Here is a 12,833-nt window from a genome sequence, read left to right as displayed (position 1 = left end):
CTTCACCACGGAGATGCCGAGAGGAGCGAGGGCTGCGGTCAGCCATGCCCGCCGCTACGTCCCTTGCCCTGGGCGCGTCCCGGTACGTCGCACAAGCCGCCGCCGTGCCCGGTTACGCGGTCTCCAGTACGTCCCTTACCGGGCGGCGGGGGGTAGCCGGGCCCCGCGGCCCGTAACCAAGCCGCAGCACCATCTGGACCTGCCCGGTGCCCGATGTCGGGTCGCGGGTCAGCAGGCGCAGCTCGCGGTCTTCCAGGGCGTGGGAGGTCAGAGAGGTGGCCAGGTCGACCAAGGTGGCCTCCAGCAGGACTCGCTCCAGAGCCTGACCGGCGCGCAGCCAGTCGGCCCGGCCGTCGCCGGGAGTGCTTAGCAGGGCGAGGTGCGGGGTGTGCTCGAAGGTGGTGGTGCCACGGTCGGCTACAGGCCGCCGCCCGGTGAAGTCCCGTACGGGGGCCCTGCCGTCCCGTTTGCGCGGGCCGAAGGCGTACTCGGGGACTCCGTCGACAGCGGTGTCCGCCCCCGGCCCGAGCCGGGTCCAGCGAACCAGGTCCACGTTGGCGTCGGGGTCCAGTGTGCCGCGACTCTCGGCGTCACGGACCAGGTCGAGCACGGTCTCGATATGCCACGCGCCGGGGAAGAGCAGCACGGCTCCCTCGCGCGCCGCCGCGTCCTGCAAGGTGGCCCGCACGTCATCGGGGATGTCCTTCTCGACGAAGGGATGGCGGCTGGTGTGCCGGTGCCGGATCGCCGGGTGCAGCCGCGCCAGTTCCTCGTCCCGGGCGCTTCCAGGCGGATCGGCCAGATGGACTGCGGCGAGCAGCAGCGGGTCGTCCGGCTCGGGCAGCAGCGTCGTCTCCGGGGCGAGGTCCGCGTGCGCAGCCGCGACGCGCAGGTTGAAAAGCGCTGCCCCGCACCCGATGTGCAGCGCCCGGTTGTCGGGATCGGACCGGAGCATGGCCCGCTCGGGGTCGGCCCGCAACTGCAGCACACGATCGCCGCTCAGGTGGCGAAAGCGCCACGGCTGCGCGTTGTGCATGGACGGCGCCGCGGTGGCCTCGGCCACCAGCATGGTCACCGTCTTCTCGTCGAGTGGTCGCTTTGCCATGGCATCCTCCTCGCAGGTGAGCGCAGACTTACGTCCCCGATCACGCGGCGAGCCTCTGAGAGGCCGGTCAGACGTCGTGGTCCCGGTGCGGAACGACGGCGACGGGGCAGGCGGAGTGGTGCAGCGCGGCGTGGGCGGTCCGCCCCAGCTGGAGTCCCCACTGACCCTCGCGACGCCGGGCGCCGACCACCAGCAGGTCGGCGTCGTGCGAGGCGTCGACCAGCACCCGCCGGGCATGGCCTTCGACAGTGCGCCGGCGTACTTCGACGTCCACCGGGACGTCCTGCAATGCCTCTTCCAGTTCCTGGGCCGCCTTCTCCTCGTGCAGGCGGGCGGGCTCACCGGCCAGAAGCGGGTGGTCGGTGGTCTCGTGCGCCGGGCACCGCCAGGCCCGTACGGCCTCCAGAGTCACTCCACGCCGCCGTGCTTCCTCGACCCCGAAGCGCACGGCCGCCGAATCCTTCGCGTCGTCACCGACGCCCGCGACAACGCGACCGCGCACCGGCGGCGTCGCCTGGTTGTCGTGGCTGCCTCGTAGGACGATCACCGGGCAGTCGGCATGGGCGGCGACGGCCAGGCTGACGGAGCCGAGCAGCAGCTCGGCGATGCCGCTGCGGCCGCGCGTGCCCACCACCAGCGCGGAGGCGTTCCGCGCCTCACGAACCAGGGCGTACTCCGGCTCCTCGAAGACCACGTCGGCGGTCACCTCCAGATCCGGGTGGCGGGCGCGCGCCCGCTGAGCGGCGCCGCCGACGAGGTCCTGGGCCAACGGCAGCGCGGTCGGCTTGCCGATGTCCCGGGCGAGTGCGGCACCCTCGTACCGTTCCCACAGGCAGGCGTACACCACCCGCAGCGGCGCCCCGCGAAGTACGGCCTCGTCGGCCGCCCAGTCGACGGCCCGCAGGCTCGGCTCGGAACCGTCCACGCCCACGACCAGGGGCGCTCCGATGGGTCGTTCGATCGGTGCGTTCATGCTCTCCACTCCTCCTGAGGGCGTTCAGTCGTGCGCGATGACGGCGACGGGGGCGGTGGCGTGGTGCAGCACGGCGTGCGTGACGGGTCCGATGTGGGCGCCGATCGGGCTGCGGCGGATCCTGCGGCCGACGACGACCAGCGATGCCTCGCGGGAGGCGTCGATGACGTGGTTGGCGGGGCTGCCGGAGCGGGATTCCTCGACGACCTCGACGTCCGGGTACTTCTGCCGCCACGGGCGAAGCACCTCGGCCAGAGCGGCGGCTTCCTGTCGACTCAGTTCGGCGTTGGGCTCAGGGTCGGCGGGCAGGCCGAAGGCGAAGTAGGGCGGCAGGTTCCAGCCGTGCACGGCCTTCAGCACGGTGCCGCGGCGGGTGGCCTCCTCGAAGGCGAAGGCGATCACGGCGTCATCGGGGTGGTCGGTGTCGAGGCCTAGCACCACGGGCCGGTATGCCGTGGCGGCGGACGGGATGCCCGCCGGGTCCTTCTCGTGCTCGTCCGCGGCCTGTTCGCCGGAGCGCACGAGGACCACGGGGGTCTCGGTTCGGGCGATGACTGCCATGCCCACGGACCCGACGAGGAATCCCCCGATCCCGCTCAGCCCGCGCGAGCCGAGGACCAGCAGCTCAGCGTCCTTCGCCGTCTCGGGCAACACGTCCATCGGCCGGCCCGGAATCTGCTCCACGGCCACGTCCACCCCAGGGTGGCGCAGGCGGAGCCCTTCAGCCGCCTCGCGCGGAATCCGCTCGCTCCAGTGCGCTTGCGTCTCGGCACCCAGAAGCGGGGCCTGCACCATGGGCTCCGGGACGGGCTCCCAGACGTGCACCAGCCGCAGCGGCAGCCCGCGCAGCTTCGCCTGACGGGCCGCCCACTCGGCGGCCGCACGGCTCTCGGACGAGCCGTCGAGGCCCACTGTGATGGTGCGGGACATGGTGTCCACCTCCTGAATCGGGGTTCCGATCACAGGGTGGCGGTAGGACAACGGCACCGTGCAGAGACCGCAGGTCCCCGGTCGGGGGCCGATGGGCCCCAAGCCGGGAACTGGTAGGCAGGGGCAGCGGCGACAGATCCGCCGGGCTTGCGACGGCCGACGTCCGAAGTGGCGCCGCGATCAGTAAGCCGCCCTGGGATCCGTCGTCCACAGCGCGAGGGCAGCGGGGTGCCCGGCGATGTCGCCGGGGGCGGCGTTCGCCCAGAACAGCCGCCGCCCGATGCGATGCGGCTTCCCTTCACACCTCATCCCCTGCCCGGGAGGCTTCATGCTGTCCGCAGAATCCGCCGCCGTGGTCCGTGCCACCCTGCCCGCCGTGGCCGGCGCGCTCGACGAGATCACCACGCGCTTCTACGGCGCCATGTTCCGCGACCGGCCGGAACTACTCGACGGGATGTTCAACCGCGGCAACCAGGCAAGCGGAGCCCAGCGCCGCGCGCTGGCCGGCTCGATCGCCGGGTTCGCGACCACGCTGCTCGACGATCCCGACATCCGCCCCGACACGCTGCTGGACCGGATCGCCCACAAGCACGCGCGGTCGGCGTCACCGACGACCACGGCCTCGGAGAACAATGGAACAGCGGTTGGCGCTAAGGAATGATCTTGTCCGAGTTGGAGCCCCAGCAGCGTGACGTGAAGGCGTCACACTCGCTGGTAGAGCGCCGATTTGTGACGCCGTCGCCGCGCCCGGCCGCCTGCGGTTCCCGGTGGCCGCGGCGCTGGCCGATCGCCTGGATGACACCACCGTGGTCGATGTCTCGGTCCGGCTTGCCGCCGCCCGCGGTGCGCCGCTGCTGTTGATCGCCGTGATGCCCCCGCTGCCGCCGCGGCTGGCGCCCCCGCCCGGACGGGGCTGCGGCCCGAGCGGTGCTGGGGCGGGCGCTGCCGCGCCTGGCCCGCGCCGGCCTCGCCTACAAGCCGGCCGCCTACCACCGTCCCGCGAACGGGGCTGGGCGCCTGTGTGAGGCGAAGGGCCTGCTGGACGTGGCCACCACCCATGGCTGCTCGCTGCTGGTGGTCTCGCGCAGCGGGCCGGCGGGGCTGGACGCGTGCACGGTGATGCAGGCGGCGGCGATCCGCGGCGGCCCGTTCGTCCATGCTGCCCCACCGGTGCCCTGGGCGCCGCTGGCCGCGCCCTGCCCGCCCGCCTGACGCCGAGCGACCGAGCAAAGGGACCGGCCCCGGACCGCCCTACGGGGGGAGGGCGGCCGGGGCCGATGTCACGCACCCTGGCGCCGCTAGGGGCTACCGGGCAGGGCTTCAGGAAGTGGCGGCGCGCTCGGCGTCGGCGGCGGGGGTGTCCTCGCGGTGCAGGAACGTGGTCAGCAGGTCACCGACGGGATGGTCGGCCTCGGCCGGGTGGCGCAGGGCCACGGTGGGGTCGATGGTGTAGCGGTTGCGCCGCCCCACGCGGGTGCGAGTGAGGTATCCGGCCGCTTCGAGGTCGGCGACGATCAGCTGCACGGCGCGTTCGGTGATGCCGATCCGGTCGGCGACGTCGCGTCCGCGCGCTTCGGGGTCCCGGGCGAGGGCGATAAGGACGCGGGCGTGGTTGGTCAGGAACGTCCACTGGTCGCCGCGCGCGGCAGAGGAGGGTTGAGTCATGAACTCCATCCTACGAAGCCAGCTTCGCATGAACAAGCTTCTTTCGCGAAACAGTATTGCCGAAATAGTTTTCGCGTAACTCTTGACGGGAATCAGACGGTCGGGTGACGCTGAACACACCCGCCCATTGGCTCCGACCCCCGGAAAGGGGGCCACGATGTCCGCCCCGACCCTGACCCGTCCCGCCGCCTCCGGCACGCCCGTTCTGCCCGTCTCACTGCCGCATCCGGTCACCGCACCGGTGACCAACCGGCCCGAGGACATCGCCGTGGTGGACGCTGCGGTCCGCCTGGCCGCCCCCCGCAAGGCGCCGGTGCTGCTGGTGGCCGTGCTGTCCGCCGAGCGGCGGGCCCCCGGCCCGTACCGCGCGGGCCTGGACACCGCCCGGATGTTCCTGGCCCGGGTGCTGCCCCGGCTGCGGTCCGCGGGCGTCGGCTACATCCCGGTCGCCCACCGCACCCCGGCCGACGGCGGCGGACAGCCGCGGCTGCGGGCCGCGGGCGGGGTGCTGGCCCTGGCCGCCCGCCATCACTCACCCCTGGTGGTCGCCTCCAGCCGGGGACCTGCCGGACTCGACGCGCACAGTCTGATCGAAGCCTCCGCCATACGCGGCGGGCCCTTCGTCTACGCCGTCGCCCCGTCTCGGTTCACGGCGTCGGTCGGCGGCGCGGGCCTGGGACCGTCCGACCTGTCCCCGGCCGGGGTACGCAACGTGTGGGCCCTCGCCCAGCGCCGCCTGCCCACCGCCGCCGCCCGGCCGGTGGCCGAGGAGGCGTGATGGACGCGCTGACCGCGCTCGCCCCCTGGTGGCTGCTCGCAGCGGTGGACCTGGCCGTCGGCGGTGTGTGCATCGCCCTCGCGATGCGCCCGCGCCGCCGCACCACCCTCCGTCGACCGGCGTGACCGGGGAGGTGAGCGCCTATGTGAAGCCCCATCGGCGGCCCGGGCCCGGCTACCCCTCCGCATGTCTGCCAGGGCCCGGCACCCGCCCCCTCCTTCTCGTTTCACCGTCCTCTCCGTCTCCGTCCCAGGAAGCCGATCAGCCATGAATGAACTGTCGTTCGCCGTCCCGCTGTGGGTGTGGGCCGCGGTCACGCTCGGCATCGGCGTGATGCTCGCCGTCGACCTGATCGCCCACCGCGACAACCACGTGATCGGCTTCCGCGAGGCCGCGATCTGGAGTTCGATCTGGATCGCCATCGGCCTCGGCTTCGGCCTCATCCTTCTGGCCTGGCAGGGCGGGGATGCGTCCTCGACCTACTACGCGGGCTATCTGATCGAAAAGGCGCTGTCGATCGACAACGTCTTCGTGTTCGCGCTGGTCTTCTCGTTCTTCGCGGTGCCGGACGCCTACCAGCACAAGGTCCTGTTCTGGGGCGTGATCGGGGCGCTGGCCTTCCGGCTGGTGTTCATCTTCATCGGCGCCGAGCTGCTGCAGGTGTTCTTCTGGACCGCCTACCTGTTCGGCGCGTTCCTGATCTGGACCGGCTGGAAGATGGCCGTCTCCAAGGACGAGGAAGTCCATCCCGACCGCAACCCGGTCGTCCGCCTGGTCAAGAAGCTCATCCCGACCGATCCGAAGTTCCACGGCGACAAGTTCTTCATCCGGGCCAGCGGCAAGCGCGTCGCCACCCTGCTGTTCGTGGTCCTGGTCGCGATCGAGGCGACCGACCTCATCTTCGCCGTCGACTCCGTCGCCGCCGTCCTGGCGATCACCACCAACACGTTCATCGTGTGGACCGCGAACGCCTTCGCCGTTCTGGGCCTGAGGAGCCTGTACTTCTGCCTGGCCGGACTGCTGCGCCGCTTTACGTACCTGCACTACGGCCTGGCGGTGCTGCTCGCCTTCGCCGGCGTCAAGCTCATCCTGTCCGAGACCCCCGTCGGCAAGCTGCCCATCCCCCTGACGCTGGGCGTCATCGTCGTCACGATCACCGTCTCCATCGCCTGGTCGCTGATCGCCACCCGCGGACCAAACGGCGACGCCCCGCACGGCACCGGCCACCCGGACGAGACCGCCAAGCCGACACCGGCCACCAGCACCCGTCCCGCCACGTCCTCCACGACCCCGCACCGCACGGAAGGGCCCCCGTCATGAGCACCCTGACCCCAGGCCAGCACGTTCACGCCCCGCCTGCCGCACCCCGCACCCCGGCCGTCCACACCTACACGCTCCCCGGCCGCCCGGCCAGCCGTGTCCTGGCCGTCCTCACCGGGGCCCGCGCCGACAGCGACGTCGCGGCCCACGTCGGGCGGCTCGCCGCCCGCACCGGGCAGAAGATCACCGCCGCCGTGGCCTTCCGCTCCACCGGCTTCAGCCTCAACGCATTGCTCCACATCGCCCGACAGCGCCGCCTGAACCACCAGGCCGACGCGGTCCTCGCCACCCACTCCGACGCCCTCATGGCCGCCGGCCACTACCAAAGCACCGTCGTGGCGCTGCCCGCCCGCACCAACCCCTACCACCGCCTGCCCGCCCGCACCCTGGCCAGGCTCGCGGCCCGCACCGGTGCCGCCACCGTCATCACCTCCGTGCCCGTCCACCCGCCCGGCCCGCATCTCATCCCCGGCACGGCCACCGCATCCCGCCACGCCGATCCGCCCGTGCCTTTCACCCCACCGGGTCGCTGAACGCCACGAACGCGGGTGTGCAACCGCCGCAACCCGGCTCCCCCGGCGGGCAACGCCCCAGCGCATCCGCCCTCTCCGGTAGAACCGGCCGGTGAAGCGCGCGGCCCCCGGGACGTCATGGCCTAGAACAGTCCCGGGGGCCGCCGCACCTCACCCCTCCTCAGCCTCGTCGGTGTCGGCGGCGGCCGGGTCGCGCAGCGGGCGCAGGCCCCAGCCGGCCGGGGCGGCGGCACAGAAGCTGCAGCGGCCCAGGCAGTTGAGGTTCGCATGACGCAGAGGGGAGAGCCGGGCGACGTCCTCGTCCAGGACGTCGTACTCCCGCTCCTCGGCGGGCAGCGCCCGCAACTGCTCCACAGCGGCGTCCAGGTAGCGGGGGGTCCACAGCACGGCAGCGTTCAGGCCCAGGCCGAGCGCGCCGAGCTGGTCCTCCTGGCCCTCGCGGTACGCCTGCATGATCTGCCCGCGCTTGCCGTGGCAGATGTCCCTCGCCAGCTTGTGGCGGGACTCCTGCACGGTCAGCTGCCGGTTCATCTGTCGCCGGTAGGTGTCGTCCACCGGGTCGACCACCCGCAGCAGGTGCAGCGTCTTGACGATCCGCCCGTACTCGGCGAACGCCTGCCCCATCGGTGTCGGGCGGCCCTCGCGGCCGAACATCCGCAGCAGGTCGTAGGCGCGGACCTGCCCGGTCACCAGGGAGCCGGCCACCCGCAGCATGTCCGGCCAGTGCGTGATCACCTTGCCCAGGTTGACCTTGTGACGGGCCAGCGTCTCCAGCGGCCCGTACCCGCCGGTCTCGACGCCGGGCATCTCCGCCCACCAGAACCGCTGGTCGACCAGGTCCCTGAACCGGGGCGAGAAGCTGTGGCCGAGCAAGGAGAACAGGCCGAACACCATGTCGGAGTATGACCAGCAGTGACATCCCGACCACCGCTCTTTCCGTGTTGCTGCGTTCGGAGGGCGAGGTGGACCAGGAGACCCTCGCGTACGCCCGCACGAAGATCGACGCCGTCGTAGGCAGGCCCGGACTGCCCGCCGTCCATGGCGAGGTGCGCATCACGAGAGCGACCGCCCACCACGCGGACCGCTCCTGGTCGGCAACGGCCGCCTTGCACGTCGGACGGCGTGAAGTGGTCGTGCTCGCCGAGGAGGCCACCGGCCGTGAGCTCGTCGACGAGCTCCAGGACCGGCTGCGCCGCCAGACCGACAAGGCCGCCCGCGCGGGACACAACGACCACCGGCAGGTGTCTCCGCCATGGCGCGGCGGCTCCCACACCCCACGCGCTGCCGGAGGCGGCGCAGGCGCGCCGGACTCTCACCCGGCGTGAGTCCGCGGTGAGTGCAGGCCCGGTCGGTGACGGTCCACCGACCGGGCGTCCTTCGTTCCCGCACCCGGGCCTGGGGGGCGAAGTGCGGGCCGTTCGGACCGGACAGGTGACCAACGGCCCACTGACGGCCCCGACCGGAGCGGGAAAGGCTGATGTCGTGCGGTTCCCGATCAACGGGCGAGAACGAGGAGTTGTGTGATGGCGAAGGCGTACCTGGTGGGCAGCGGTGTCGCGGCGCTCGCCGCGGCCACGTTCCTGATCCGCGACGGCGGATTCGACGGAGCTGACATCCACCTCTTCGAGGAGCAGCGTCGGATCGGCGGCAGCCTCGACGCGGGCGGCACGGCTGACGCCGGCTACACCATGCGCGGCGGGCGCATGTTCGAGGCCGAGTACCGCTGCACCTACGACCTGCTGTCCGGCATCCCCACCCTCGACGACCCCTCGGTGTCCGTGACGCAGGAAATCCTCGCCGGACACCAGGACTTGGCCTGGGACGACATCGCTCGTCTTGTCGACAGCGACAGAAAGATCGTGGACACCCGCTCGATGGGGTTCAGCGAGCGCGACCGACTGGAGCTGGTTCGCTGTCTGGCCGTTCCCGAGGGACACCTCGACGGCAAGCGGATCACCGACTGCTTCGGCGAGCACTTCTTCACCACCAACTTCTGGTTCCTGTGGTGCACCACGTTCGCCTTCCAGCCCTGGCACAGCGCCATCGAGTTCCGCCGCTACCTCAGGCGCTTCCTCCACCTCTTCCCCGAGCTTTCGTCCATGTCCGGCATCCACCGCACCCGTTACAACCAGTACGACTCCGTCGTACGACCCCTGACGGCCTGGCTGCGCGAACGCGGCGTCACCGTCCACACCGGATGCCGCGTCACCGACCTCGGGCTCGCACCGGGCCGCCGGAGTACGAGAGTTGAGCGCATCCACCTGTCTCGTAGCGGCCGTGACGAGCAGATCGAGGTGGCTCCCGAGGACCTGGTCCTGGTGACCAACGGCTCCATGACGGATGCCTCCACCCTCGGCTCGCACACCGCCGCGCCGTCCGTGCGCCCCCATCGCTCGGACTCCTGGCTGCTCTGGCACCGACTGGCACGCGGGCGTGACGACTTCGGCGACCCGGCCGTCTTCGACAAGCACATCAAGGAGTCCCGCTGGGAGTCGTTCACCGTCACCACGACGGATCCCGCCTTTCTCAGGGCACTGGAGGAGTTCAGTGGCCGCGAGACCGGCAAGGGCGGTCTGATGACCTTCACCGACTCCAACTGGCTGCTCACCCTCGTGGCCAACCGCCAGCCCGTCTACCGCGAGCAGCCGGAAGGCGTCGCGGTCTGGTGGGGCTACGGCCTGCACCCCGGCCGCGCGGGCAACCACACGCCGAAGCCGATGACGATGTGCTCCGGCCGGGAGATCCTCGAAGAGGTCCTGCACCACCTGCCCTTCGACGAGTCGCTCGTGGCCCGCGTGCTGAAGACCTCCACCGTCATTCCCTGCCTGATGCCGTACATCACCAGCCAGTTCCTGGCCCGGCGCCGCGACGACCGGCCGAAGGTCGTACCCGAAGGGTCGGTGAACCTCGCCTTCATCGGCCAGTTCGCAGAGGTGCCCGACGACGTGGTCTTCACCGTCGAGTACTCGGTACGCACGGCCTGGACAGCGGTGGCTCAACTCCTCCACCTCGACAGGCAACCGCCCCAGGTCTACAAGGGCCACCACGATCCCCACGTCCTGGCCGCCGCCCTGGAGACCATGCACCGCCGGTAACCCGTAGCGTGATCAGGGAACACATCTGCGATGTGCGGGTCCTGCCGGGTGGACGATGCCGGTCTTCTCCTGGCGGGTGTGATACCGCGCCCTGATTCAGACGGCCGAGGGGACAGGCTCCCACCGCGTCGGGCTGCGCGTGCGTACTCGGCGAGGGTTCGAGGACCGCGCTTCCCACCGGTCATGCCGTACCGTTCACCCCGTGGCGGACACCGACGCCACGAAGTGTTGTCTCCAACTCGCCTGTCTCCGGCTGATCGCCCAGAACGCCGCGTTGGGCATGTGGTGTGAAGCCGAGCGCGGAACAGGCCGCCGCTCTCGGCATGGGACCGTCACCGATCGGGATGGGCGCACGCCCGCGGTCGAAGGGGCGCCCAGAGCCGCCCGCCGCGCGCACCGGCGTAGACGCGAGGGACCACGCGGATGTGAGCGCGAAGGGCGGCAGAAGGCCGGTGCGACGGAGCGTCCTCTCACATCTCGAAGACGATGCGCGCCTCGACGTTCCCGCGCAGCACGTCCGCGATGGACTCGTTGACGGTATCGAGGGAGCGCGTCTGATAGATGACCTTCGTACGGCCTGCCGCGTGCAGGCGGAACACCTCGTCGAGGTCCTGGCGGGTGCCGACGATGGAACCGATGACGGAGGTGCCGTTGAGGACCGTGTCGAAGATCGGGACCTGGATGGTGCCGCCCGCGGGCAACGCGACCATGATCAGCTTGCCGCCGCGGCGCAGACCGCCGTAGACGGCAGCGAACGCCTGCTCGTTGACCGCGAGCGCGATGGCGCAGTGGGCGCCGCCGTGAGCCTTGAGCACCTCCGCGGGATCCTCCTTGCGGGCGTCGACGAGGATGTCCGCGCCCAGCTTCCTGGCCAGTTCCAGCTTCTCGTCGGTGACGTCGATCGCGGCCACCGTGGCTCCGGCGATCTTCGCGTACTGCACGGCCAGGTGGCCCAGGCCGCCGACGCCTGAGATCGCCACCAGCTGCGTCGGGGCAACACCGGCGACCTTGAGGGCCTTGTAGGTGGTCACGCCCGCGCAGGTCAGAGGGGCGGCGTCGCGCGGGTCGATGCCCTTCGGCACCGGGGCGGCGTAGTCCGCGGAGGCGAGCATCTTCTCGGCGTACCCGCCGTCGACGCTGTAGCCGGTGTTGTGCTGCTGCTCGCACAGTGTCTCCCAGCCGGACAGGCAGTGCTCGCACCGCCCGCAGGCCCAGCCGAGCCAGGGCACGGCGACCCGCTGCCCGATCTCGAGGTGGGTCACTCCGTCGCCGAGCGCCTCGACGATGCCGACGCCCTCGTGGCCGGGGACGAACGGCACGGTGGGCTTGACCGGCCAGTCACCGTGCGCGGCGTGGATGTCGGTGTGGCACAGCCCGGACGCCTCGACGCGGACGCGGACCTGGCCGGGGCCGGGCTCGGGGTCGGGGCGCTCCTCGATGACCAGGGGTTCACCGAAGGCTCGAACAACTGCTGCCTTCATGATCTCGACTCTCCTCGGGAGTGGGTGTCAGTCGTGCGGGACGACGGCGACGGGGGCGGTGGCGTGGTGCAGGACTGCGTGGGTGACCGGGCCGATGCGGGCTCCGACGACCGACTGGGCGGCCTTGCGGCCGACAACCAGCAGCGAGGCGTCATGGGAGGCGTCGGTCAGGTGCGAGCCGGCCCTGCCGATCACGCCCTGGCCCCTCACCTCGACGCCGGGGAACTTGTCCCGCCATGGGGCCAGGACGTCGCTCACCGCGCGGCGGACGTTTCCCGTCAGCTCGGCGTGCAGATCGTCGTTGAGCGCGCCGCTGTTGTCGTAGTAGGGGCGCGGCGGGTTCCAGCCGTAGACGACGCGCAGCCCGGCCGCGCGACGGGTGGCGGCGTCGAAGGCGAACTCGATCACGGCGTCGTGCGGGTCCTCGAGATCGAGTCCGAGGACGACGTCGCGATACGCGGTGGCCTGCGACGCGGCGCCAGAGGCGTCCGGCAGGTGCTCGTCTCCGGCCCGCTCGCCCTCGCGTACCAGGACGACCGGCCGTCGGCTGCGCGCCACCACCGCGAGGCCGACAGATCCGAGCAGGAAGCCGGCGACGCCGCCCAGCCCGCGCGAGCCGAGCACCAGCATCTCGGCGTCCTCGGCGGCCGCGAGCAGGGCGGGGACGGCCTGGTCGGCGTCCTGGGCGGTGCTGATGCGCAGGCCGAGGTGGTGGTCGGCCAAGTGCGCCTGGCTCTCCCGCAGCAGTCGCTCGGACCAGCCTTGCAGGTCGGTGTACAGCGACGACGCCGAGACACCGGCGAACGCCGCCGACGCGCTGGGCCGTGGCTGCCAGGCATGCACGAGACGCAGGGGCACGTCGCGGAGCAGAGCCTCACGAGCCGCCCAGGCGGCGGCCGCCCGGCTCTCGTGTGAGCCGTCCAGGCCAACGACGATGGTGTCGGACACGATTC

Annotated in this window: 13 protein-coding genes and 2 pseudogenes; 8 read left to right on the top strand and 7 right to left on the bottom strand. The window is 71.6% G+C overall.

Translation table 11 applies throughout. The features are described from left to right. Nucleotides 1-112: 112 nt before the first annotated feature. The 3 genes from ACZ7D7_RS17655 to ACZ7D7_RS17645 all read right to left on the bottom strand — a co-directional run bounded on the left by ACZ7D7_RS17655 (nucleotide 113) and on the right by ACZ7D7_RS17645 (nucleotide 3,008). Complete coding sequence (locus tag ACZ7D7_RS17655) at nucleotides 113-1,105, bottom strand: Acg family FMN-binding oxidoreductase (protein WP_470825269.1); 993 nt, start codon at nucleotides 1,103-1,105, stop codon at nucleotides 113-115. 67 nt (nucleotides 1,106-1,172) lie between these two features. Next, nucleotides 1,173-2,078 carry a universal stress protein gene (locus tag ACZ7D7_RS17650; RefSeq protein ID WP_470825267.1) on the bottom strand — a complete coding sequence of 302 codons (906 nt, stop codon included), beginning with the start codon at nucleotides 2,076-2,078 and terminating at the stop codon, nucleotides 1,173-1,175. 24 nt (nucleotides 2,079-2,102) lie between these two features. Then, on the bottom strand, nucleotides 2,103-3,008 hold the full coding sequence (locus ACZ7D7_RS17645; protein WP_470825265.1) for a universal stress protein: 906 nt from the start codon (nucleotides 3,006-3,008) through the stop codon (nucleotides 2,103-2,105). A 328-nt stretch (nucleotides 3,009-3,336) separates the two neighbouring features. Between ACZ7D7_RS17645 and ACZ7D7_RS17640 the strand changes: the two are divergent. Both ACZ7D7_RS17640 and ACZ7D7_RS17635 read left to right on the top strand, forming a co-directional pair. Beyond that, nucleotides 3,337-3,623 (top strand): annotated as a pseudogene (locus ACZ7D7_RS17640) (globin family protein); the annotation flags it as partial. A 429-nt stretch (nucleotides 3,624-4,052) separates the two neighbouring features. Continuing rightward, nucleotides 4,053-4,220: a hypothetical protein gene (locus tag ACZ7D7_RS17635; protein ID WP_470825264.1), complete on the top strand. Its 168-nt coding sequence runs from the start codon at nucleotides 4,053-4,055 to the stop codon at nucleotides 4,218-4,220. A gap of 108 nt (nucleotides 4,221-4,328) precedes the next feature. On the opposite strand, the gene ACZ7D7_RS17630 is transcribed toward ACZ7D7_RS17635, so the two are convergent. Continuing rightward, nucleotides 4,329-4,673 (bottom strand): helix-turn-helix transcriptional regulator, encoded by a 345-nt coding sequence (locus tag ACZ7D7_RS17630; RefSeq protein ID WP_470825263.1) that lies wholly within the window; start codon nucleotides 4,671-4,673, stop codon nucleotides 4,329-4,331. 157 nt (nucleotides 4,674-4,830) lie between these two features. Here ACZ7D7_RS17630 and ACZ7D7_RS17625 point away from each other — a divergent pair, with 157 nt between their 5' ends. The 4 genes from ACZ7D7_RS17625 to ACZ7D7_RS17610 all read left to right on the top strand — a co-directional run bounded on the left by ACZ7D7_RS17625 (nucleotide 4,831) and on the right by ACZ7D7_RS17610 (nucleotide 7,304). Next, the gene (locus ACZ7D7_RS17625) at nucleotides 4,831-5,451 is read left to right on the top strand and encodes a universal stress protein (RefSeq protein ID WP_470825262.1); all 621 of its coding nucleotides are present in this window, start codon (nucleotides 4,831-4,833) and stop codon (nucleotides 5,449-5,451) included. Continuing rightward, a complete protein-coding gene (locus ACZ7D7_RS17620) occupies nucleotides 5,451-5,576 on the top strand; it encodes a hypothetical protein (RefSeq protein ID WP_470825261.1) in 126 nt (41 codons plus the stop codon). Before ACZ7D7_RS17625 ends, ACZ7D7_RS17620 begins: the two co-directional genes overlap by 1 nt. Nucleotides 5,577-5,718: 142 nt before the next feature. Then, nucleotides 5,719-6,771 carry a TerC family protein gene (locus tag ACZ7D7_RS17615; RefSeq protein WP_470825260.1) on the top strand — a complete coding sequence of 351 codons (1,053 nt, stop codon included), beginning with the start codon at nucleotides 5,719-5,721 and terminating at the stop codon, nucleotides 6,769-6,771. Beyond that, nucleotides 6,768-7,304, top strand: a complete 537-nt coding sequence (locus ACZ7D7_RS17610) for a hypothetical protein (protein ID WP_470825259.1) — start codon at nucleotides 6,768-6,770, stop codon at nucleotides 7,302-7,304. The genes ACZ7D7_RS17615 and ACZ7D7_RS17610 overlap by 4 nt, the downstream gene beginning before the upstream one ends. A 150-nt stretch (nucleotides 7,305-7,454) precedes the next feature. Here ACZ7D7_RS17610 and ACZ7D7_RS17605 read toward each other — a convergent pair. Beyond that, nucleotides 7,455-8,210 (bottom strand): annotated as a pseudogene (locus ACZ7D7_RS17605) (Tn3 family transposase); the annotation flags it as partial. On the opposite strand from ACZ7D7_RS17605, the gene ACZ7D7_RS17600 reads away from it, so the two are divergent. Together ACZ7D7_RS17600 and ACZ7D7_RS17595 are read left to right on the top strand one after the other, a co-directional pair. After that, on the top strand, nucleotides 8,207-8,629 hold the full coding sequence (locus ACZ7D7_RS17600) for a hypothetical protein (protein ID WP_470825258.1): 423 nt from the start codon (nucleotides 8,207-8,209) through the stop codon (nucleotides 8,627-8,629). The pseudogene ACZ7D7_RS17605 and the gene ACZ7D7_RS17600 overlap by 4 nt on opposite strands. Nucleotides 8,630-8,827: 198 nt before the next feature. Beyond that, the gene (locus tag ACZ7D7_RS17595; protein ID WP_470825257.1) at nucleotides 8,828-10,399 is read left to right on the top strand and encodes an oleate hydratase; all 1,572 of its coding nucleotides are present in this window, start codon (nucleotides 8,828-8,830) and stop codon (nucleotides 10,397-10,399) included. A 470-nt stretch (nucleotides 10,400-10,869) separates the two neighbouring features. On the opposite strand, the gene ACZ7D7_RS17590 is transcribed toward ACZ7D7_RS17595, so the two are convergent. Both ACZ7D7_RS17590 and ACZ7D7_RS17585 read right to left on the bottom strand, forming a co-directional pair. Beyond that, nucleotides 10,870-11,880: a zinc-dependent alcohol dehydrogenase gene (locus ACZ7D7_RS17590; protein WP_470825255.1), complete on the bottom strand. Its 1,011-nt coding sequence runs from the start codon at nucleotides 11,878-11,880 to the stop codon at nucleotides 10,870-10,872. Between the two features lie 27 nt (nucleotides 11,881-11,907). Continuing rightward, nucleotides 11,908-12,828 (bottom strand): universal stress protein, encoded by a 921-nt coding sequence (locus tag ACZ7D7_RS17585; RefSeq protein ID WP_470825254.1) that lies wholly within the window; start codon nucleotides 12,826-12,828, stop codon nucleotides 11,908-11,910. Nucleotides 12,829-12,833 lie beyond the last annotated feature (5 nt).

The organism is Streptomyces sp. NPDC037054 (genome assembly GCF_055606745.1).
This window is presented reverse-complemented; position numbering and strand designations above follow the sequence as displayed.